Below are 18,396 nucleotides of genomic sequence, written 5' to 3'. Positions count from 1 at the left end.
CCTAAGCGGCCTCTGAGGCGGCGGGAGCCTCCGCCGCCGCGGCGGCCTCGGGCGCGGGCTCGTCCGGCGGCTTGGCGCCCTCGCGGGCCCACGGCTCGTCGAACTCGACGCGCCAGCGCCCTTCCTCGTTCTGCATCAGCGCCAGGCGCGCTCGGAACGAGCGCCCCGAGCGGCCCTTGAAGCCCGTGACCGGCCGCTCGGTGCGTCCGCGCGAGATCAGCTCGCGCGCGACCGCCACCGGCAGCGTCTTGCCCGCCTTGGACTTCCAGATCACGAACCCGCAGCCGGGATCCTCGCGCGACCAGCAGGAGAAGCCCTTGCGGTTCTCCACGATGTCGTGCCCGCAGACCGGGCACGGCCCCAGGTTGGCGCGCGGGATGCGCACCTCCTTGAGCTTGGCGTCGAGCTCGCCGACCGTCTCGTTGGCGAACGCCGCGATGTCGCGCATGAACGCCTCGCGCCGCTCGTCGCCCTGCTCGATCTTCGCGAGCCGGGCCTCCCAGTCGCCGGTCATCGTCGGCGAGGTGAGCGCGTGCTCGCCGAGCAGGCGGATCACGTTCAGGCCCTTCTCGGTGCACACGAGCGAGCGCCCATCGCGCTCGATGTAGCCGACGTCGATCAGCCGCTCGATGATCGCCGCGCGCGTCGCGGGCGTGCCGATCCCGGAGTCCTTCATCGCCTCCCGCAGCTCGTCGTCGTCGACGAGCTTGCCGGCGGTCTCCATCGCCGCCAGCAGCGACGCGTCGGAGTAGCGCCGCGGCGGCTGCGTGACCTTCTCCTCGGAGCCCACCTCGAGCGTGTCGACGGTCTCGCCCTTCTCGAGCTTCGGCAGCGTCTGGCTGGTGCCCTCGTCGTCCTCGGACTCCTGCCGGTCCTCGGAGATCTCCCCGTAGACGCCGCGCCAGCCCGCCACCAGCAGGACGCGGCCGCGGGTGCGGAAGACGTGCTCGGCGACGACCGTCTCCAGCCGCGTGTTCTCCCACACGGCCTCGGGATGGAAGACGGCGAGGAAGCGGCGCACGACCATGTCGTAGATCCGCTTGTCGTCGTCGCTCATCTTGGCGACGTTGTGCTCGGAGCGCGTGGGGATGATCGCGTGGTGGTCGGTGACCTTGGCGTCGTTGATCACTCGGCCCAGCGGGAGGACGTCCAGGCCGGTGACGTACTTCGCGGCGGCGGCGTACTCGCGCGCGGTCCCGACCAGCTCGGCGGTCGGCTTGATCTCCCCCGCCATGTCGCTCGACAGGAAGCGCGAGCTGGTACGCGGGTACGTGAGCGCCTTGTGCTCCTCATAGAGCCGCTGCGCGGCGGCCAGGGTGCGCCGGGCCGAGAAGCCGTAGCGCGTGTTGGCTTCGCGCTGGAGGCTCGTCAGGTCGTACAGCAGCGGCGCGCGCTCCTTGCGCGTCGTCGTCTCGAGCTTGGTGATCTCGCCCTGGTTGCCGCGGACCGCGTCGACGATCGCGGTCGCCTCCTCGGCGGTCTTCAGCCGCGGCTGCGAGCCGGCGTGGAAGCGGCCCGCATAGCGGCGCCCCGCCTCGCCGGCGACCGGCTGGAAGGTCGCGTCGACGAGCCAGTAGGGCTCCGGCTTGAATGCGCGGATCTCCTCCTCGCGCCGCGCCACGATCGCCAGCGTCGGCGTCTGCACGCGGCCGAGCGACACGGCGCCGTCGAACGAGCTGCGCAGGCGGATCGTCGCCGCGCGGGTCGCGTTCATGCCGACGATCCAGTCCGCCTCCGAGCGCGAGCGCGCCGCGTGCTCGAGCAGCTGGAACTCCGACCCCGGGCGCAGCGACCCGAACGCGTCCTTGATCGCCTTCGCGGTCATGGAGGACAGCCACAGGCGCTGCACGGGCTTCTTCGCGCCGGCCTTGTCGTAGGTCCACGCGAAGATCAGCTCGCCCTCGCGCCCGGCGTCGCACGCGTTGACGACGTCGTCGACGTCGTCGCGCTTGAGCTGCTTGCTGATGACCGTGAACTGCTTGCGCGAGCGCTCGTCGCGCACGACCAGCTTGAACCTGTCGGGCACGATCGGGAGGTCCGCCATGCGCCACTTCTTGTACTTGGCGTCGTACTCGTCAGGCTCCGCGAGCTGCACGAGATGCCCCACGGCCCACGTCACGACGTGCGCGTCGGACTCGAGGTATCCCTCGTGCTTCGTGAACTGGCCCGGAAGCGCGCGGGTGAGGTCGCGCCCGACGGACGGCTTCTCGGCGATGATCAGCGTCTTGCCCATGAACGACGGCGCAGCCTAGCGCCTGTCCCGATATGTACCGCGAGCTCGGCCGGATCGCGAAGCGTCCGCCGAGCTCGACAGGATGCCCGCCGCCTGGGCGATCATCCCGCGCAGGGGCCGGTCGACACGCCGTTGGAGGCACGTGCCTGACCGAGCCGTTCGCGCACGATCGCGTTGGGCACGCCGAAGCCGCCGCGCGGCCCGCTCGTCGTCGCCGCGAAGACCGTGGTGACGACCTTGCCGTCGCCGTCGACCATGGGCCCGCCGGAGTTCCCGGACCGCACTGCGCCGCGTAATGACGTGATCGAGCGCCTGACGGGGCCGTTCCCGTAGGCGTCCTGGGTGATGACCTCGCGCGTCTCGCCGAGGCGGCCGGCGCGGACGTCGTACGGCCCGTTGCCGGGGAATCCGAGGATGGCCGCGGCGGTGCCGGTGCGCGGGTCGCCCTCGATCGCCAAAGCAGGCGCTTTCAGGCCGGCCACGCGCAGGATGGCGACGTCGTTGCGCGGATCGAAGGCGACGACCGTCGCGTCCGCGCCGGGCGGGCGGCCGCGCAGCAGCACCTCCGTGTCCTTCTGCCCCGCGACGACGTGTGCGTTGGTGACCACGAGCCCGTCGCCGGCCACCCAGCCCGATCCTTCGACGCCGAGCCCGCATGCGGTGCCGAGGATCTTGACGACGCTGTCGGCCGCCGCGCGTACGCCGGATGCGCGCGCGATCCCGGCCCGGGGCGGCGCCACGCGCGCCGACGGCCCGTCGATGCGGGGGAACGGGTCCAGGCGCGCGAGCGTCGCCAGCAGGCCGCTGGAGGGCGGCACGACGTCGTTGAGCCGGCCCAGGATCGCCGACTTCTGCACCTCGCGGCGGGCGTCGCCGCCGTTGGCGAGCGCGATCGCGCCAAGCACCCACGCCAGCCCAAGGCCGACGCAGCCCGTGAGGACGGCGCCGAGGAACCCGTCGACGGCGGTCGCGGCGGGCGAGCGCACCCGGCCGCGCAGGCGCGCGCCGATCCCCTCGAGTCCGAGCGCGAACACCGCGCCGGCGGCGAGCGCGCCGGTGAGCGCGAACGCCGGCGCCCACGGCGAGCGCCGGCCGTCGCTGAGCAGGAGCGGGCCGAGCCTGGTCCCGATCCAGGCGCCGACGGCGAACCCGGCCAGCGCCAGCGCGCCCGCTACGAAGCCCTGGGCCCAGCCGAACAGGGCGAGCAGCACGACGATGCCAACGATCAGCCAGTCGATGCCCGTCATCCGCACCCGAGCGTAGTGGAGTGCACTCACCCCTCCGGGGTAGGCCCGTGGCGCCCTAGAGTCCCCACGAGCCCCACGATGACCACGCAACCGACGTCGCCCTCCGCCGCCCGGCCGCCTCGCAGGCGCCGGCGAGCGATCGCCGAGCCGCGGCGCTTCGCGCCGATCGCGGTGACGGCGCTGGCGGCGTTGACGGCCGGGATCGTGGTCGGCGCGCACCACGTCCCCTCCGAGCGCAAGGCGGTCGCCCGCTTCGCGGCCGGCTGGCAACGCGCCGACTATCCGGCGATGTACGCCACGCTCTCGGACGCCGCGCGCCGGCGCACCTCGCTCGCGCGCCTGAAGCGCACGTACGAGCAGGCGGCGGACGTGCTCACGCTCACGAAGCTCACGACCGGACACGTCTCCGAGCACGGCGACGTCGTCGACGTCCCCGTGGTGATGGAGACGCGCGTCTTCGGCCGGCTCAGCGGGACCCTGGCCGTGCCCACCGGCGACCGCGACGACGGCGGCGCGGGTGTCGACTGGACCTCCCAGCTCGTCTATCCCGGCCTGCGGCGGGGCGAGAAGCTGCGCCGCCAGACCGACCTGCCGCCGCGTGCGGCGATCGAGGCGCGCGACGGGACCGCGCTCGCCGAGGGCCCGGACCGGCTGCCCGACCCGAGCCTCGGCCAGCTGGCCGCCGACATCGCAGGGCGGATCGGACCCGCGCCGCCGGAGCGGGCCGCCGAGCTGAAGGCGCGCGGCGTGCCGGACGGCGCGGCGGTCGGCCTCACGGGGCTCGAGCGCGAGTTCGACGAGCGCCTCACCGGCACGCCGGGCGGGACGCTCTACGCCGGCGACCGCGAGCTGGCGCGCAAGCCGCCGGTCGCCGGGCACTCGATCCGCTCCACGATCGACCCCGCCGTCCAGCGCGCCGCCGTCGAGGCGCTCGCGGGCCGCTACGGCGGGATCGCGGCGGTGCGGCCGGAGACCGGCGAGGTGCTCGCGCTGGCCGGCATCGCGCTCTCGGCTCCGCAGCCGCCGGGCTCGACGTTCAAGATCGTGACGCTGGCCGGCGTGCTCCAGCAGCACGTCGCCAAGCGCAGCGACACCTACCCGGTCCGGAATGCGGCCGAGATCGAGGGCGTCGAGATCCAGAACGCCAACGGCGAGTCGTGCGGCGGCTCGCTCGAGTCCTCCTTCGCGCACTCGTGCAACTCGGTCTTCGCGCCGCTGGGCGCGAAGCTCGGCGCCAGGCGGCTGGTGTCGACGGCGGAGCGGTTCGGCTTCAACGAGGACCCTGGGCTGGCGGGCGCCGCGCGCTCGACGATCCCCGCCGCCGGTGAGATCGGCGACGACCTCGCGGTCGGCTCATCGGCGATCGGCCAGGGCCGGGTGCTCGCGACGCCGCTGCAGATGGCGCTCGTGGCGGCGGCGATCGGCGAGGACGGCCGGCGCCCGCTCCCGACGCTGCTCAAGGGCGCCGATCCCAAGCGCGTGCAGGCCACCACGGCGCCGGTCGCGCGCACGATCGGCCGCTACATGCGCTCGGTCGTGGTGGACGGGACGGGCGCGGGGGCCGCGGTGCCGGGCGTGAAGGTGGCCGGCAAGACCGGCACCGCCGAGCTGCGCACGACGGTCAAGGAGCAGCCGCCGCCCGATCAGACCGATCCCGAGCAGCCGCCGCCCGAGCAGGACGACGCCGCCGACACCGACGCATGGTTCACCGCGTTCGCGCCGCTCGCGAACCCGCGCGTGGCGGTCTGCGTGCTGCTGGTCGGTCAGGGCGCCGGCGGCGACACCGCGGCGCCCGCCGCCAAGCTCGTGCTGCAAGCCGCACTTGCGTAACGTCGCACGGAGTGCCTCGACAGTCCGACGACCGGAGGGCGAAACCCGCTTACAAGTCCAGGTCGACCGTCGCCTCGTCGCCACCCGCGCCCACGATGTGCAGGACGAGCGGGCGGTTCTGGAGCGAGTCGGCCTTGATCCGGAAGAGCAGCATCGAGCCCTGGATCGGCCCGGTCGCCGCGGGCGACTCCGGCTCGGGCAGGACGCCGGCGTGCGGGATCGCCACCGGCACGTAGACGAACGGGTTCTCCTGCTCGTTGAGCGGGAGCGGCTGGAACTTGTTCTTCTCGGTGTCGGTGATCGTGAACTGCGTCGTCGGCGTCAGCGTCCCGCCGCTCTGGTTCTTCACGCGCATGAAGATCCCGAACCAGACCGAGTCCTTGCCGGGATCGAGGTCGGTGCCCTGCGGCATCCCGCGCAGATAGAACTTGTCCTCGGGATCGTTCGGGTTCAGGTAGCGCGAGATCTGCACCTGGTAGGTGAGGCCCGCGACGTCGACGGAGGTGCCCTCCGTGTCGGCGAACTTGACGACCGACAGCTTGTCGCCGCAGCCGGCGATCGCCGCAACGGCGGCGAGGAGGGAGAGGATCAGGGTGAGGCGGCGCATCCGGAACCGCAGGTTACAGCCCGCCGACGGTGGCGCGCGCGCCGCGATCGTGGTCCTCTTCGAGGATCGACTGCAGCCGCCGCAGCGACCGGTTGAGCCCCCGCCTGAACCATCCGCGCCGGCGCGTGAGCGCCTCCATGAGCTTGTCGGTCGGCAGCGCCGGCTCGCTCTCGGTGGTGACCTCGACGCGGGTGGTGCTCGGCCCCTCGGGCTCCAGCCTCCACTCCGTCCAGGTCTTGTTGCGGTTGAACTTGCCCGCGCGCCCGGCCGCGACGATCCGATACGGGCGCTCGACCTCGATGAACGTCATGTCGCCCCAGCCATAGCGGTCCAGCGGCGCGTCGATCTTGAAGCGGGCGCCGGCTCCGCGGCCGTAGGAGTCCACCCGCGTCAGCCGCCACTGCTTCAGGTAGTGGTCGGAGAACTCCTGGTGGTTGGCGATGTCCGCGAGGTAGTCGAAGACCTCCTCGCGAGGGCGGTCGATCGTGACTTTCGCGGTGATGGGGTCCATCGCCCGCGCAGCATAGATCAACGCTGGAGGCGCTTGACCGTCAGCGTGTGCTCGCCCGAGTGGACGATCTCCTGGTGGCTCGGACGCTCCCGGCGCAGCGGCCGGCACAGCTCGCATACCATCCGATCGCCGTAGTAGAACACCAACTCGCCGATCAGCGGGGTCCGGTGGCAGTGCAGGCATCCCGTGCGGCGATTGCGCAATGCCCGCATGCTGGGGCGAACCAGGTTGATCTCAGAAACGGTTCGCGGCTTGGTTAGGACGGGCATGCAGCCGGAATTCGGCGGGGCGGCGCCGCGCCCTGCCTTTGCAATAGGCGACCCAGATCGGGGTCGCGACTCCACCGCTCGATCCGTATGCTGTGCGCGCGGAGGGGTCGACGGACCCAGGGAGGAAGCTGTCTGATGGACCCACGTTTCGAGATCGACGCGCAGACCGGCACGCTGCCGGGGCTGGAGACGGGCGACCCGGCGTCGCTGCGACCGCAGCCTCCTGCGTGGCTATCCGAGGCGCGGTCCGGGCTTACGACGCCGGGCCGCTACCTCGCCTTCGAGCAGGACGGGGGCCAAGTCGTGATCCCGCTCTCGCGCGAATGGACGCGGATCGGCAGATCGCTCGCCGCCGACATCCGCTTCGACGATGCGACGGTCTCGCGCCGTCATGCCCTGCTGGCGAGCGAAGCGGGCGGTGTACGCGTCCTGGATGACCGCTCGCTGAACGGCATCCGGGTCAACGGGCGCCGCGTCGAATGGAGCCCGCTGGCCGACGGCGACGAGCTCACCATCGGCCGCCACGTCCTGTACTTCCTCGACACCGTCTCGGAGCCGGCGTCCGCCGCATCCGGTCCCGGCGACGGGGTCCCCATCAGCGCCGAATAGCCGGTCGCGCCGGTATCGTCCGGCCGGATGGCCGACACGATCGCCGTGCTGTCGCTCAAGGGCGGCACGGGCAAGACGACGACCGTCCGCACCCTGGCCGACGTGCTCCGGCGCGTCGGCCTCGACGTCCTGGCGATCGATCTCGATCCCCAGGGCAACCTGTCCGACTACTTCGACGTTCCCGCCGACGCCGCGCCGACGATCGCCGATGTCCTGTCGGGCGACGCCAAGGTCAAGGCCGCCGAGCACGACGGCATCGTCCCCGCCTCCCCGATCCTGGCGGAGGTCGAGCGGGCGATGTCGGGCAGGATGGGCCGCGAGCTGGTCCTCAAGAAGGCGCTCCGGGACGCCCGCAGGCAGCACGACGTCGTCCTGATCGACTGCCCGCCGGCGCTCGGGCTGCTGACGGTCAACGGCCTCGTGGCCGCCGACTGGGCGCTGATCTCCTCCGAGGCGCAGTATTTCGCCCTGCAGGGCGTCCAGGGCGCGCTGGAGGTGATCGAGCAGGCGAAGGAGTACTACAACGCCGGCCTCGAGTTCCTCGGCGTGGTGATGAACATCGCCGACATGCGCACCGTCCACTCGCGCGACGCCTACGAGCAGCTCAAGGAGGCGTTCGCCGAGAAGGTCTTCGACAGCGTGATCCGCTCGTCGATCGCCTATGCGGAGTCGGCCGAGCGCGCCACCTCGATTCTCGACTACCGGCCCGACCTCGGGGCCGACTACGTCGCGCTCGCCGACGAGGTGCTCGCGCGCATCGGGCAGGACGCCGCGCGCCGCAGGCTCCAGCCCCTGCGGGCCGAGGCCACCTCGTAGACTGCCGCGCCGCATGCGGATCCGCGTCTTCCATTGCGACGACTCGGAGGCGTTCACGCGGCTGGTGGCGTTCTGGCTCGACGACCATCCCGACATCGAGCACGTCGGCGACGCCCGGACGGCGGAGGCCGCGGTCGCGGCCCTTCCGGGCGCTCGCCCGGACGTCGTCCTGCTCGACACCATGGGGCGGCCGGGCGACGAGGCGCTGCTCGAGTCGATCCGCGGCGCCGCTCCGGGCGCGCGCGTGATCGTCTACTCCGGTTACGTGCGGGCGACGCGCGACGACGCGCTCGGCATGCACGCCGACGCCTATCTCGCCAAGGGCGACGACGACGCGGCGCTCGTCGCGCTGATCCGCGAGGTCGCTAGAAGGCGCTGACGGTCGCTCCGGCGCCCGTGAAGGGCACGCGCAGCACCTCGGCCCACTCCCCCACCTCGGCGCGCAGCCGCGCCGCGACGGCGCCCGTGGACTCGAAGTCGCACCACACGAGCACCGTCGGGCCGGCGCCGGAGATCGTCGCGCCGACCGCGCCCAGGTCCCGCGCCCGCTGCACGAGCTCCCACGAGCGTGGATACAGGTGCGCGCGACGCGGCTGGTGCAGCCGGTCCGCGAGCCCGCGCGCGATTAGCCCGAGATCCCGGCGCGCAAGCCCGAGCACCAGCAGCGAGGCGTGCGCGACGTTGAACACCGCGTCCTTCAGCGGCACCCGCCCCGGCAGCGCGGCCCGGGCCCGCGCGGTGCGCACGTGCTGGTCGGGAACGACGAGCAGCGCCTCCAGGCCCGGCACGGGATCGAGCCGCTCCACAGCCCCTTCGCAGCAGAGCACGAAGCCGCCGAGCAGCGCCGCCGCGACGTTGTCCGGATGGCCCTCCATGGCGATCGCCTGGGCGAGCACGTCCGCGCCGAGCTCGAACATCGAGTCGGCCGCGACGAGCCCGGCGACGATCGCCGCCGCGCTGGTCCCGAGGCCGCCGGAGAGCGGGATGTCGCTGCGGATCGTGAACTCGAGCTCGTCGACCGGGTGCAGCGCGGCGAACCCGCGCACGGCGAGGTTGCGGCGGTCGCGCGCGATCGCGAGGTCGGTGTGGACGGCGAACGTCCCCGTCTCGACGACCTCCAGCTCCATGTGCAGGTCCAGCGCCGCGGCCAGCACGTCGAACCCCGGCCCGAGGTTCGCCGAGGATGCCGGCACGCGCACGAGCCTGCGTCTATGCAAGTACTGCGCGCTCCACGGCGGCGATGTCGGGCTCGCACGGCACCACCGCGCCGGCCTGCGAGAGCGCCGTCTGCGGATCCTTGAGCCCGTGGCCGGTGAGCACGCACACGACGCGCTCGGCGTCGCGCGCCCCGTGCGCCAGCAGCCCCGCGACGCTGGCCGCGCTGGCCGGCTCGCAGAACACGCCCTCGTTGGCGGCCAGGAAGCGGTAGGCGTCGAGGATCTGCGCATCGGAGACGGCCGCGACGCCGCCGTGGGAGCCGGTGAACGCCTCCATCGCCTCCTCCCAGCGGGCCGGGTTGCCGATCCGGATCGCGCTCGCGATCGTCTCCGGGTGCTCGACCGGCGCGCCGTGGACCAGCGGCGCGGAGCCCTCGGCCTGGAAGCCGAACAGCCGCGGCCGCGAGTCCATCTCGCGGAAGCCCTTCCAGTACGCGGTCACGTTGCCCGCGTTGCCGACCGGGATGCACAGCGCGTCCAGCTCGCCGAGCGCGTCGAGCACCTCGAACGCCGCCGTCTTCTGCCCCTCCAGCCGGAACGGGTTGACCGAGTTCACGAGCGCGATCGGATGCCGCTCGGCCAGCTCGCGAACGAGCTTGAGCGCCTGGTCGAAGTTGCCGCGCAGCGCGATCACCTTCGCGCCGTGCATCAGCGCCTGGGCGAGCTTGCCGGTCGCGATCTTGCCCTCCGGGACGATCACGGCGCCGGTCAGCCCCGCGCGGGCCGCGTAGGCCGCCGCGCTCGCCGCCGTGTTGCCGGTCGACGCGCAGATCACCGCCTCGGCCCCCTCGCGCACCGCCGCCGAGACCGCGCACGTCATCCCGCGGTCCTTGAAGGAGCCGGTGGGGTTCGCGCCCTCGAGCTTCAGCCACACCTCGGTGCCGGCGCGCTCGGACACGCGCTCGGCCAGCACGAGCGGCGTCGAGCCCTCCTCGAGCGACACGACGGGGTCTCCGGGAGCGAACGGCAGCCGCTCCTGGTAGCGGGCGATCAGCCCCATCTCATCTCACTCGAACTCCTCGTCGAGCACGCGGATCGCGCGCGGGCGGGAACGGACGAACGCCATCTGCGAGATCAGCTGAACCGCCGCGTACAGGCGCGACTCGAGCAGCGGATGCAGGACCATCACGAGCCGCGCATGCGCGCCGAGACCCTTCTGGACCACCGACTTGATCGACGCGCCCTGCATCCCGAGGACCTCCGCGACCTGGGCCAGCACGCCGGGCTCGTCGTCGACCTCCATCGCGAGGTAGAACGCCGACTTCACGTCGCCGACGACCGGCAGCGAGTGCGTGGTCTCCGGCGTCATCGCCGGCGGGATCATCGCCGAGATCACGTCGCCGAGCACCGCGCTCGCGGTCTGCGGCCCGCCGGCGCCGGGGCCTGAGAGCGTGATCTCGGTGATCGCGTCGGACTCGAGGGTGACCGCGTTGAACGGCCCGTTGACCGACGCGAGCGGATGGCCCGGGTAGAGGAAGGCCGGGTGCACGCGCACCGAGATGCCGCCGTCGACGCGCTCGGCGGTGCCGATCAGCTTCAGGCCGAGGCCGAGATCGCGCGCGAACGCCATGTCGTCGGCAGTGATCTCCTCGATCCCCTCGTAGGTCACCTGGTCGAGGTGGACCGGCGTGGAGAACGCCAGGCGAGCGAGGATCGCCATCTTGGCCGCGGCGTCGCGGCCGGTCACGTCGTCGGTCGGGTCGGCCTCGGCGTAGCCGAGCTGCTGGGCGCGCGCGAGCGCCTCGGCGTAGGACGTGCCGCCGCGCGCCATCTCGGACAGGATGAAGTTGGTCGTGCCGTTGACGATCCCGTGGATGCGCTCGACGTGCGCCGCCGCGAGCGTCTCCTGGAGCACGCGGATGACGGGGACGACGCCGGCCACCGCGCCTTCGAAGCGCAGTTGCACGCCGTGCTCTCGCGCACTGCGCCACAGCTCCTCGCCGTGCTGCGCGAGCAGCAGCTTGTTGGCGGTCACCACGTGCTTGCCGCGGCTCATCGCACCGAGGACGTACTCGCGCGCGGGCTCGATGCCGCCGATCAGCTCGACGATCAGGTCCGAGCCGTCGAGGATCTCCTCGTAGGCGCCGCGGGAGCGGGTCAGCACGCCGCTGACCTGCGGCCGCAGCCCGGTCACCGCCGCGATCGCGTCCGCGCGCTGGCCGAGCAGCGTCTCGAACGCGGCGCCGACCGTGCCGTGGCCGAGCAGCCCGACCCTAAACGTCTCGGCCATACAGGTCCTCGAAGGTCTCGCGGCGCACGACCTCGCGCGCGCGGCCGCCGGAGCAGAACACGACCGGCGGGCGCGGGACGCCGTTGTAGTTGTTGGCCATGGCGTACACGTACGCGCCCGTCACCGGCGTGACGAGGACCTCGCCGGGCTTGGGATCGGGCAGCGTGGTCTCGCGGATCAGCACGTCGCCGGACTCGCAGTGCTTGCCGACGACCGTGCAGGGGGTGCCGGCCTTGCCGACGCGGTCGATCAGGTCCGCTTCGTAGGGGGCGTCGTAGAGCATCGGGCGCAGGTTGTCCGACATGCCCCCGTCGACGGCGACGAAGCGGATGTCGCCGTCCTTGAGCGGGACGTCCTTGACCGACTCGACGGTGTAGAGCGTCACGCCGGCGGTCGCGGTGAGCGCGCGGCCGGGCTCGATCGAGAGCGCCCTGCCGGGCCCGAGGACCTCGTCGGCGGTCGCGACCATCGACTCGACGTACTCCGCCACGCTCGGCGGGCGGCGGTCGGGCGTGTAGGCCACGGCGAGGCCGCCGCCGAGGTCGTAGGCCTCGAAGTCGCCGAGGCCGGCGATCGCCTCGACCGCGGCGCGCCAGGGCGCGAGGTCGAACAGCTGCGAGCCGATGTGCATGTGCAGGCCGCGCAGGTCGGCCCAGCCGGAGGCGCGCAGGCGCTCGATCGCGCGCGGCGCGTCGGCGAGCGAGAAGCCGAACTTCGAGCCCGCGTGGCCTGTGAGGATCGCCGCGTGCGTGTCGGCGACGACGCCCGGCGTGACCCGGATCATCACCTCGCACGGCGCCTCGATGCGCTCGAGCTTGTCCAGCTCGTCGAAGTTGTCGACCACGATCCGCGCGCCGGCGCGCGTCGCCGCGCGCAGCTCGGCCTCCGACTTGGCGTTGCCGTGCAGGATGATGCGTGGGCCGTCGAACCCGGCACGCTGCGCCAGCGCCAGCTCGCCTCCCGACGCGACGTCGACCGACAGGCCTTCCTCGTGGAAGACGCGCAGCACCGCGGTGCACGGGAACGCCTTCGAGGCGAACACGACCTCGCCCGGCATCGCCGCCGTGAACTCGCGCGCGCGGGCCCGCAGGTCGTCCTCGGCGACGGCGTAGAGGGGCGTGCCGTAGCGCTGCGCGAGCTCGGCCGCGTCGCAGCCGCCGATGCTCAGGCGACCGTCGCGGATCGCCGAATGCTCGGGGTAGAGAGTGCCGACCGCGGTTGTCACGGGCGGGGACTCTACGAGGACGCGGCCCTACAGGTAGTTCATCGGGTTCACGACGCTGCCGTTGATGCGCGTCTCGAAGTGCAGGTGGGGCCCGAAGCAGCGTCCCGTGCAGCCGGAGTAGCCGATCACCTGGCCCTGGCTGACGTGCGCGCCCATCGACGTGCCGAAGCGCGACTGGTGGGCGTAACAGGTCGACAGCGAGGCGGTGTGCTGGATGCAGGTGAAGTTGCCGTAGCCGCCCGAGGCCGCCTCAGGCTGCATCAGGACGACCTTGCCGGCGGCGGCCGCGCGGATCGGCGTGCCCGACGGGACGCCGATGTCGATGCCGGGGTGGCAGCTCTCCCACGCGCGCGACTCGCAGAACGGCGACGTGATCGGCCCGTTGACCGGCCAGATCAGCCCGCCGGAGCCGCCCTTGATCGGGCCGGCCGGCAGCGAGCCGGAGAAGTTCGCGAGCTTGGCCTGGATCTTCGCCTGCGCCTTGTGCAGCACCTCGACGTCGTCCTCGAGCTTGTGCCGGCGGTCGCGCGAGGAGTGCAGCAGCGTCGTCTTGCGCGAGCGCACGCTCTGGATGCTGTCGCGCCGGTCGACGAGGCTGACGCGGACCGTCGACACCTGGTCGCGCTGGGTCTCGATCGCCTTCGCGACGCTCGCCTGCTTGCGCTCGAGCGTGTTGAGCCGGGCCTCGGTCGCGGTCGCCTCCGCCTTGGCGTCGCGCACGACGGTCATGATGCGCGAGTCCTGCTGGGAGATGCGGTGCATGAACTCGGTGCGCTCGAGCAGGTCCTCGAAGCCGTTGGAGTTCAGGACGACGGTCACGACGTCCGGCCGGTCGGCCTTGTAGAGATCGACGAGCCGCTGCGCGAGCGTGCGGCGGACCACCAGCAGGCGCGCCTTCAGGCGGGCCAGCCGCGCGCGCTCGGAGTTCAGCTCGGCCTGCACCTTGGCGAGCTCGGCGCGCTTGGCGTCCAGGCTCGTCTGCAGCTTCTGCTGGCGCGCGCTCAGCCGCGTGATGTCGGACTGCAGCGTGCGGATCTTGGAGGTGTAGCCCGCGATATCGGTCGTCAGCACGCGCTCGCGCGCCTTATGACCGCCGATCAGCGACTGCTTGCGATCGATCTTGCTCTGGAGCTGCCCAGGCGTCTGCCCGGCGGAGGAGCCCACGGGCAGCGCCGCCCAGAGGGCGACCGGGACGACCACGGCGAGGAGGAGCAGCGTCAGGCGCGAGCGCATGCGACGGGGCATCCTACGAGGCGCGTTCGCGGTGGGCCACGCTTGAGGCTGTCGTTATGGAGCGTGCACCGAATCCTGCAGCGTGCAGGGGTTTCCAGAGCGGGTAAATCTTGATAAGCCGGTCGGCGGGTCTGCCACCATCTTTCATGAGATGCCCAGACCCCCCTCCTTCGGCAAGGACACCGGGCTGCAGGTCCGGATGACGTTCACGTTGCTCCTGCTCGGCGCGATCTACGTCGTGCTGATCGTCGTGCTGCTCGCCGTCGGGGCGAGCGGGATCATGGTGGCGATCATCGCCGGCGGGCTCGCCGCGCTGAACCTGTTCGCCTCCGACAAGCTGGCGCTGGCCGCGATGGGCGCGCGCGTCGTGTCCCCGCAGGAGGCGCCGCAGCTGCACGCGATGATCGAGCGCCTGTGCGTGCAGGCCGATCTGCCGAAGCCGAAGGTCGCCGTCGCCAACACCTCGATGCCGAACGCGTTCGCGCTCGGCCGCTCGCCGAAGTCGGCGACCGTGTGCGCGACGACGGGCATCATGGATCTGCTCTCCCCCGCCGAGCTCGAGGGCGTGATGGCGCACGAGCTCACGCACGTCGCGAACCGCGACGTGATGGTGATGACGCTCGCCGGCTTCTTCGCGACGATCGCGGCCTACATCGTGCAGTTCGGCTTCTTCTTCGGCGGCACGTCGCAGTCCGACGACGACGACGGCCCCAGCTTCATGGTGCTGCTGCTCGTCTCGCTCGCGGTCTACGTCGTCTCGTTCTTCCTGATGCAGGCGCTGTCGCGCTACCGCGAGTTCTCGGCCGACCGCGGCGCGGCGCTGATCACCGGGCGGCCGAGCGCGCTCGCGAGCGCGCTGAACAAGATCTCCAGCGGCATGCACCGGATCCCGCAGCAGGACCTGCGCTCGGCGTCGGAGCTGCAGGCGTTCTTCATCTTCCCGGCGGGAGCCGGCAAGGCGGTCGGCAACCTGTTCGCGACGCACCCGCCGCTGGAGAAGCGGATCGAGCGCCTCGCGCGCCTCGAGGCGCAGCTGCAGGGCACCGCGTAGCCTTAAGGCCCATGGGCCTGTTCGACATCCTCCGCGGCAAGCGCGAGATCAAGCAGCCGGCCATGGACCGGCTGTTTGCCATGTCCACGGCGTACGAGTCGATGCAGTCGGGCATGGGCCTGAAGACCTCCGGAGAGGCCGCGATCGTCTTCCAGCCGCTCGCCACGGCCGACTTCGAGGGCATCGTCAAGGACATGGAGGATGTCCTCAAGGGGACCGGCGAGGAGACCGGGACGACGATCCAGGCGCGTGACGACGAGTTCGGCTACCGCTGGATGGTCCTCTCGGATCCGGACATGGAGGACCTCGTCGTCGGGATCAACGCGGTCTCGACCGAGATCCAGGGCGGCGGCTACGGCGAACGGCTGCTCGCCGCCGTGTTCTCGTTCCGCGATGAGCGCGGGCGGCGCGTGTACTGGATCTACAACTTCAAGCGCGGCGCGTTCTACCCGTTCGCGCCGGCGGGCGGCCCGCAGTCGCGCGACAACGAGCGCGAGCTGCGGCTGAAGGCCCAGATCGGCGCCGATCTCCCGGTCGAGGCCGAGCTCGAGCGCTGGTTCCCCCTCTGGGGCGCCCCGATCTGAATCCCTCAGAGGGATTCAGGTTCAGCGGTAGCGGATGGAGGCGTCGCCGGAACTGGTGACCGCGGTCAGGCTGCGGCCGGCGTCGGGGTTGCTGCGCACGCCGAGCCGGCGGTCGCCGGAGGACGTCGCGACCTGCGTGTCGTAGTCCTCGCTACCGCGCGGCACGGCGATCGCGACGTCGCCGGACGAGGATGCCGCGTTCACGCGCTTGGGCGCGGCGATCAGGTCGACGGTGACGTCACCGCTGGCGGCGCGTGCGTTCACGACGTCCGAGGAGAGCTCGAGCGCGTCGATGTCGCCCGAGGTGGTCTCCAGCTCTGCGCGGCTGCCGAGTCCACGGGCGGTGATGTCGCCGGAGGAGAGCTTCGCCGACACGTCGCCCGAGACGTCCGCGAGCTCGATGTCGCCCGAGGCGACCTTCACGTCGACCGGGCCGTCGAGGTCGCTCACGTGCACGTCGCCCGCCCCGCCGCTGACGCTCACCGGCGTGCCCTTCGGCACGCGCACGACGAAGCTCGCGCTGCAGTGTCCGAAGACCACGATGCCGCAGGAGCCGCTCACGGTCACGTGGCCGCCGTCGATGCGCGTCTGCATCCGCGGAAGCCACAGCGAGCCCTCGGCGTGGCTGTCGACGATGACGTCGCGGCCGGTGGCCGGCACGAGCCGCACGTCGCTGAACGCCCCGTCGACCCGCACCTCGCTGACGGCGCCGCGCAGCACGTGGTGCTCGTCGTGCTCGACCGCGCCGACCGTCCAGCCCACGAGGCTGATGCCGGCCCACAGCGTCAGGCACGCGGCGAGCAGGCCGCCACCCGCGAGCCAGAGCGGCGAGGCCGTCTTCATCGCGCGGCCGCCTCGAGGAAGCGCAGGACGGCGAGCACGCGGCGGTGCGCCTGGTCGGCGGGCGGGAGCCCGAGCTTGCCGAAGATGCTCGTCACGTGCTTCTCGACGGCGCCCTCGGTCACCACCAGCGCGCCGGCGATCGAGTTGTTCGTACGGCCCTCGGCCATCAGCTCCAGCACCTCGCGCTCGCGCGGGGAGAGCTGCTCGAGCGGGTCCTGGCGGCCGGAGCGCACGAGCAGCTGCGAGACGACCTCGGGGTCGAGCGCCGCGCCGCCGGCCGCCACGCGCCGCAGCGTGTCGAGGAAGTCGCCGACGTCCGCCACTCGGTCCTTGAGCAGGTAGCCGATGCCGCGGCTGTCGCCGGCCAGCAGGTCGACCGCATAGCGCTCCTCCACGTACTGGGACAGCATCAGCAGGTTCACCTCCGGCCACTGGCGGCGGATCACGAGCGCGGCGCGGACGCCCTCGTCGTTGAAGGTCGGCGGCATCCGCACGTCGATCACGCAGATGTCGGGCTTGTGCCGCTCGACCGCGCGCAGGAGCCCTTCGGGGTTGTCGACGGCGTCGACGACGTCGAAGCCGCCCTCGCGCAACAGGCGCGTCAGCCCCTCGCGCAGCAGCACGGCGTCTTCGGCGATCACGGCTCGCATGGCAGCTCCACTCGCAGGGTCGTCCCCTCGCCTGGAGGGCTCACGACCATCAGGATGCCGTCTACGGCGCGCACGCGGTCGCGCAGGCCGCGCAGGCCGGCGCCGTCGGCGTCCGCGCCGCCGCGGCCGTTGTCGCACACCTCGACCGACAGCTCCTCGCCGAGGATCTTGACCTCCAGCCGCGCGCGCGTCGCGTGCGAGTGCTTGGCGACGTTGGTCAGCGCCTCGGCGACGACGAAGTAGGCGATCGCCTCGACCGTGGGCGCCGCGCGACTCGGCAGGTCGACGTCCACCGCCACCGGCACGGAGCAGCGCGCGGCGAGCGCGGACACCGCGGCGTCGAGCCCGCGGTCGGTCAGCACGGCGGGATGGATGCCGCGCGCGAGGTTGCGCAGCTCCACCAGCGCCTCCTTGGACTCGCGGTGGGCCTCGTCGAGCAGCTCGCGCGCCGAGTCGGGATCCTCGGCCGCCTTCGCGCGCCCGAGCGTCATCGCCAGCGCGACGAGCCGCTGCTGCGCGCCGTCGTGCAGGTCGCGCTCGATCCGCCGGCGCTCGGCGTCGGCGGCGGCGACCATGCCCGCGCGGGTCTGCTCGAGCGTGTCCACGCGGGCGGTCAACCGCTCGCGGTCGCTCGGCTCCAGCAGCAGCCGCGCCATCGCGAACTGCACGGCCGCCACGCCTCGCGAGACCCAGGGCGCCGCGCACAGCAGCGCGACGCCGGTGACGACGTGGATCACCGCCGAGGCGGCGAAGCCGACGTCTGCGCCGAGCAGGCTGCCCGCGCCCGCGGCGGCCCAGCCCCAGGCCGGGAAGCTGATGAACGCGAGGCCGCCGCCCCAGGCGCAGAAGGTGAGGAAGCCGCCGAGCCAGCCGAGCAGCGGCAGCGCGACGAGCGCGTAGGTGAGCTCCAGCCAGCAGCCGCGCGAGCCCATCCAGTTGAGCATCCGGCGCGGCGGGGAGCCCGTCCCGGGGAAGCGGCGGACGGGGAAGTCGACGCCGAGCATCGAGGCGGCGCGGTTGCGCTCGAGCTTGGCCAGGGTGTGGTCGAACGCGAACACGAACCACAGGATCGGCAGGCCGGCGAGCGCGACGATCAGCAGCGGCGTGCCGACGCACACGCCGATCAGCGCGACGAGGAAGGAGACGGTGCCGAGCGCGCCGCTGAGCGCGACGTACGCGGTCGCCGTCCACGCCTCGGAGGCGAAGGTGCGAGCTGGAACCGTGCTGACCACGCCGGAAAC

The 18,396-nt window shown here is 72.3% G+C and carries 19 protein-coding genes; 6 read left to right on the top strand and 13 right to left on the bottom strand.

From position 1 onward, the window contains the following. Position 1 precedes the first annotated feature (1 nt). Entirely contained in the window at positions 2-2,233 is a 2,232-nt protein-coding gene (locus H958_RS0114530) for a type IA DNA topoisomerase (protein ID WP_028059210.1), read from the bottom strand. A gap of 101 nt (positions 2,234-2,334) precedes the next feature. Further along, positions 2,335-3,480, bottom strand: coding sequence for a MarP family serine protease (locus tag H958_RS37350; protein WP_051324253.1), 1,146 nt, complete (start codon positions 3,478-3,480; stop codon positions 2,335-2,337). A gap of 78 nt (positions 3,481-3,558) precedes the next feature. Here H958_RS37350 and H958_RS0114520 point away from each other — a divergent pair, with 78 nt between their 5' ends. After that, positions 3,559-5,310, top strand: a complete 1,752-nt coding sequence (locus tag H958_RS0114520; RefSeq protein ID WP_028059209.1) for a penicillin-binding transpeptidase domain-containing protein — start codon at positions 3,559-3,561, stop codon at positions 5,308-5,310. A 49-nt stretch (positions 5,311-5,359) separates the two neighbouring features. On the opposite strand, the gene H958_RS0114515 is transcribed toward H958_RS0114520, so the two are convergent. The 3 genes from H958_RS0114515 to H958_RS47540 are packed head-to-tail and all read right to left on the bottom strand — an operon-like array spanning position 5,360 to position 6,631. Further along, positions 5,360-5,917: a hypothetical protein gene (locus H958_RS0114515; RefSeq protein ID WP_028059208.1), complete on the bottom strand. Its 558-nt coding sequence runs from the start codon at positions 5,915-5,917 to the stop codon at positions 5,360-5,362. Between the two features lie 13 nt (positions 5,918-5,930). Next, positions 5,931-6,428, bottom strand: a complete 498-nt coding sequence (locus H958_RS0114510; protein WP_028059207.1) for an SRPBCC family protein — start codon at positions 6,426-6,428, stop codon at positions 5,931-5,933. Positions 6,429-6,445: 17 nt separating this feature from the next. Further along, positions 6,446-6,631 (bottom strand): hypothetical protein, encoded by a 186-nt coding sequence (locus tag H958_RS47540; protein WP_028059206.1) that lies wholly within the window; start codon positions 6,629-6,631, stop codon positions 6,446-6,448. A 201-nt stretch (positions 6,632-6,832) separates the two neighbouring features. On the opposite strand from H958_RS47540, the gene H958_RS43380 reads away from it, so the two are divergent. Genes H958_RS43380 through H958_RS37340 form a run of 3 tightly spaced genes read left to right on the top strand, consistent with a single transcriptional unit; the run spans position 6,833 to position 8,501 of the window. Further along, positions 6,833-7,306, top strand: a complete 474-nt coding sequence (locus H958_RS43380; protein ID WP_051324252.1) for an FHA domain-containing protein — start codon at positions 6,833-6,835, stop codon at positions 7,304-7,306. Between the two features lie 27 nt (positions 7,307-7,333). Continuing rightward, entirely contained in the window at positions 7,334-8,122 is a 789-nt protein-coding gene (locus tag H958_RS0114495; RefSeq protein WP_028059205.1) for a ParA family protein, read from the top strand. Positions 8,123-8,135: 13 nt separating this feature from the next. Continuing rightward, the gene (locus H958_RS37340; RefSeq protein WP_037410139.1) at positions 8,136-8,501 is read left to right on the top strand and encodes a response regulator; all 366 of its coding nucleotides are present in this window, start codon (positions 8,136-8,138) and stop codon (positions 8,499-8,501) included. On the opposite strand, the gene thrB is transcribed toward H958_RS37340, so the two are convergent. Genes thrB through H958_RS43375 form a run of 5 tightly spaced genes read right to left on the bottom strand, consistent with a single transcriptional unit; the run spans position 8,488 to position 14,027 of the window. Beyond that, positions 8,488-9,315: a homoserine kinase gene (gene thrB, locus H958_RS0114485; RefSeq protein ID WP_231379250.1), complete on the bottom strand. Its 828-nt coding sequence runs from the start codon at positions 9,313-9,315 to the stop codon at positions 8,488-8,490. The two genes, H958_RS37340 and thrB, sit on opposite strands and share 14 nt — an antisense overlap. 16 nt (positions 9,316-9,331) lie before the next feature. Continuing rightward, positions 9,332-10,339: a threonine synthase gene (gene thrC / locus H958_RS0114480; protein ID WP_028059203.1), complete on the bottom strand. Its 1,008-nt coding sequence runs from the start codon at positions 10,337-10,339 to the stop codon at positions 9,332-9,334. Positions 10,340-10,345: 6 nt separating this feature from the next. Continuing rightward, the gene (locus H958_RS0114475) at positions 10,346-11,569 is read right to left on the bottom strand and encodes a homoserine dehydrogenase (protein WP_028059202.1); all 1,224 of its coding nucleotides are present in this window, start codon (positions 11,567-11,569) and stop codon (positions 10,346-10,348) included. Further along, complete coding sequence (gene lysA / locus H958_RS0114470; RefSeq protein ID WP_028059201.1) at positions 11,553-12,794, bottom strand: diaminopimelate decarboxylase; 1,242 nt, start codon at positions 12,792-12,794, stop codon at positions 11,553-11,555. Before lysA ends, H958_RS0114475 begins: the two co-directional genes overlap by 17 nt. Before the next feature lie 27 nt (positions 12,795-12,821). Beyond that, positions 12,822-14,027, bottom strand: coding sequence for a murein hydrolase activator EnvC family protein (locus H958_RS43375; RefSeq protein ID WP_028059200.1), 1,206 nt, complete (start codon positions 14,025-14,027; stop codon positions 12,822-12,824). Between the two features lie 151 nt (positions 14,028-14,178). On the opposite strand from H958_RS43375, the gene htpX reads away from it, so the two are divergent. Beyond that, a complete protein-coding gene (gene htpX / locus H958_RS0114460; protein WP_028059199.1) occupies positions 14,179-15,078 on the top strand; it encodes a zinc metalloprotease HtpX in 900 nt (299 codons plus the stop codon). Positions 15,079-15,089: 11 nt separating this feature from the next. Next, positions 15,090-15,662 (top strand): PspA-associated protein PspAB, encoded by a 573-nt coding sequence (gene pspAB, locus H958_RS0114455; protein WP_028059198.1) that lies wholly within the window; start codon positions 15,090-15,092, stop codon positions 15,660-15,662. A gap of 21 nt (positions 15,663-15,683) precedes the next feature. Here the strand turns inward: pspAB and H958_RS0114450 are convergent, their stop codons facing one another. The 3 genes from H958_RS0114450 to H958_RS0114440 are packed head-to-tail and all read right to left on the bottom strand — an operon-like array spanning position 15,684 to position 18,387. Further along, entirely contained in the window at positions 15,684-16,505 is an 822-nt protein-coding gene (locus H958_RS0114450; protein ID WP_028059197.1) for a DUF4097 family beta strand repeat-containing protein, read from the bottom strand. Next, the gene (locus tag H958_RS0114445) at positions 16,502-17,155 is read right to left on the bottom strand and encodes a response regulator (protein ID WP_028059196.1); all 654 of its coding nucleotides are present in this window, start codon (positions 17,153-17,155) and stop codon (positions 16,502-16,504) included. The genes H958_RS0114450 and H958_RS0114445 overlap by 4 nt, the downstream gene beginning before the upstream one ends. After that, entirely contained in the window at positions 17,143-18,387 is a 1,245-nt protein-coding gene (locus H958_RS0114440; RefSeq protein ID WP_037410136.1) for a sensor histidine kinase, read from the bottom strand. The genes H958_RS0114445 and H958_RS0114440 overlap by 13 nt, the downstream gene beginning before the upstream one ends. Positions 18,388-18,396: the final 9 nt, after the last annotated feature.

It is taken from the genome of Candidatus Solirubrobacter pratensis, assembly GCF_000425945.1.
GTDB lineage: Bacteria > Actinomycetota > Thermoleophilia > Solirubrobacterales > Solirubrobacteraceae > Solirubrobacter > Solirubrobacter pratensis.
The sequence above is the reverse complement of the archived record's forward strand: the minus strand, read 5'-3'. Positions and strand labels throughout refer to the sequence as shown.

Coding starts and splice junctions, on each gene's coding strand:
- H958_RS0114530 (WP_028059210.1), bottom strand. CDS start 2,233: ATGGGCAAGACGCTGATCATCGCCGAGAAGCCGTCCGTCGGGCGCGAC.
- H958_RS37350 (WP_051324253.1), bottom strand. CDS start 3,480: ATGACGGGCATCGACTGGCTGATCGTTGGCATCGTCGTGCTGCTCGCC.
- H958_RS0114520 (WP_028059209.1), top strand. CDS start 3,559: ATGACCACGCAACCGACGTCGCCCTCCGCCGCCCGGCCGCCTCGCAGG.
- H958_RS0114515 (WP_028059208.1), bottom strand. CDS start 5,917: ATGCGCCGCCTCACCCTGATCCTCTCCCTCCTCGCCGCCGTTGCGGCG.
- H958_RS0114510 (WP_028059207.1), bottom strand. CDS start 6,428: ATGGACCCCATCACCGCGAAAGTCACGATCGACCGCCCTCGCGAGGAG.
- H958_RS43380 (WP_051324252.1), top strand. CDS start 6,833: ATGGACCCACGTTTCGAGATCGACGCGCAGACCGGCACGCTGCCGGGG.
- H958_RS0114495 (WP_028059205.1), top strand. CDS start 7,334: ATGGCCGACACGATCGCCGTGCTGTCGCTCAAGGGCGGCACGGGCAAG.
- H958_RS37340 (WP_037410139.1), top strand. CDS start 8,136: ATGCGGATCCGCGTCTTCCATTGCGACGACTCGGAGGCGTTCACGCGG.
- thrC (WP_028059203.1), bottom strand. CDS start 10,339: ATGGGGCTGATCGCCCGCTACCAGGAGCGGCTGCCGTTCGCTCCCGGA.
- H958_RS0114475 (WP_028059202.1), bottom strand. CDS start 11,569: ATGGCCGAGACGTTTAGGGTCGGGCTGCTCGGCCACGGCACGGTCGGC.
- H958_RS43375 (WP_028059200.1), bottom strand. CDS start 14,027: ATGCGCTCGCGCCTGACGCTGCTCCTCCTCGCCGTGGTCGTCCCGGTC.
- htpX (WP_028059199.1), top strand. CDS start 14,179: ATGCCCAGACCCCCCTCCTTCGGCAAGGACACCGGGCTGCAGGTCCGG.
- pspAB (WP_028059198.1), top strand. CDS start 15,090: ATGGGCCTGTTCGACATCCTCCGCGGCAAGCGCGAGATCAAGCAGCCG.
- H958_RS0114450 (WP_028059197.1), bottom strand. CDS start 16,505: ATGAAGACGGCCTCGCCGCTCTGGCTCGCGGGTGGCGGCCTGCTCGCC.
- H958_RS0114445 (WP_028059196.1), bottom strand. CDS start 17,155: ATGCGAGCCGTGATCGCCGAAGACGCCGTGCTGCTGCGCGAGGGGCTG.